This window comes from Roseovarius azorensis (assembly GCF_900109455.1).
GTDB classification, from domain to species: Bacteria; Pseudomonadota; Alphaproteobacteria; order Rhodobacterales; family Rhodobacteraceae; genus Roseovarius; species Roseovarius azorensis.
This window is the reverse complement of record NZ_FOAG01000041.1, coordinates 1-1,291: the sequence shown is the minus strand read 5'-3', so window position 1 is coordinate 1,291 and position 1,291 is coordinate 1. Positions and strand designations below refer to the sequence as shown.

At 59.4% G+C, this 1,291-nt stretch carries 2 protein-coding genes; one reads left to right on the top strand and one right to left on the bottom strand.

Annotation, left to right across the window (positions count from 1 at the left end):
* On the bottom strand, nucleotides 1–534 hold a 534-nt coding region (locus BSG08_RS19180; protein WP_093039441.1), incomplete at its 3' end, for a flavin reductase family protein.
* 118 nt (nucleotides 535–652) lie between these two features.
* On the opposite strand from BSG08_RS19180, the gene BSG08_RS19175 reads away from it, so the two are divergent.
* Nucleotides 653–1,291, top strand: a complete 639-nt coding sequence (locus tag BSG08_RS19175) for a GntR family transcriptional regulator (RefSeq protein ID WP_093039442.1) — start codon at nucleotides 653–655, stop codon at nucleotides 1,289–1,291.

Here is a 1,291-nt window from a genome sequence, read left to right as displayed (position 1 = left end):
GGTGATGTCCAACCGACCGTCGGCTTGGATCACATTGTCGTCGATGTGGATCGTCTCGACCTGAGCAAAAACGACATCGACGGTGCCGTGGCCCGAATTGCCGCGCATTGTATGCGTGCTGAGATACCGGCATTCAAATTTGCAGGGGCTTTCCTTGACCATCGGCACCGCGCCATTGTCGGAATAGATGCGGGTCACGTCGATACGGTCGAATTCGCTTTCATCGGCCGACAAGGCCATGGCGCTGATGTTCACGGCCTCGCGCAATGCGTAGGTCGCCATATTCCAGACAAACCAGCCCGTTTCCTCAGCATTCAGGACGGTATCCTTGCGCCGCCCGTCCGGGTAGCGGTTGGCGGCGAACATCACCATCGGCGGGTCGAAGGTCAGGTTCTGCCACTGACTGTAGGGCGCGATGTTCTCCACGCCGGCGGCGCTGCGGCTGGACAGCCACCCGATCGGGCGCGGCACGGTGCAGCTTTTGAACGGCGAAAACGGCAAAGGGCAGCGTTCGGAACCGGGCGCGTATTTCATGACGGTATCCCTCTCGACCTTGCTTTCAGTTTATAATATATGACTGATATATCGATCGCATGTCAATCCTTATTGATATAGAGCCGTGGTGCAGGCTGCATCCGGACTGGAGGGCGAAATGAACAAGACAGAACAGGCGGTTGCCATGCTGGAAGGCATGATAGAGCGCGGCGAACTTGCTCCCGGCTCGATGGTGTCCGAACGCACCATCATCGAAATACTGGGCCTGGGCCGGACGCCGATTCGCGAGGCGATCCAGCGTCTTGCACCCAGCTACATGATCCGTGTGCATGCCAGCCGCGGAATCGAGATCCCGGCGATAACGGTCGAAGACCAGCTAAGCCGCCTTGAAGTGCGTCGGCCGGTCGAGGTGCTGGCGGTGGAGCTTGCATGCAAAAGGGCAAGCAAGGCACAGCGGTCGGCCATGCGCGATCTTGCATCACGGCTTGAAGGCCGGTTCACCCTTCAGGAATACACCGACACCCTCCGGCAAACCCATGCCCTGATCCTTGATGCCGCCGGAAATCGCTATCTGGGATCGTTGATGCTGCCCTTGCAGGGACTGTCGCGCCGCTTCTGGATCGTTCACGCGCGCGAAGAAAACGGCGATATCGATCGTGGCCGGGATCTGCATCGCGCCATCCTGACGGCCATCGTCGATGGCAATGCCGAGGCCGCAACAGACGCATCACGCGCGCTGAACGATTATCTGGTTGAATTCGCATTGGCCGTTGTGGCGCGTCAGGCAGCACGGTGA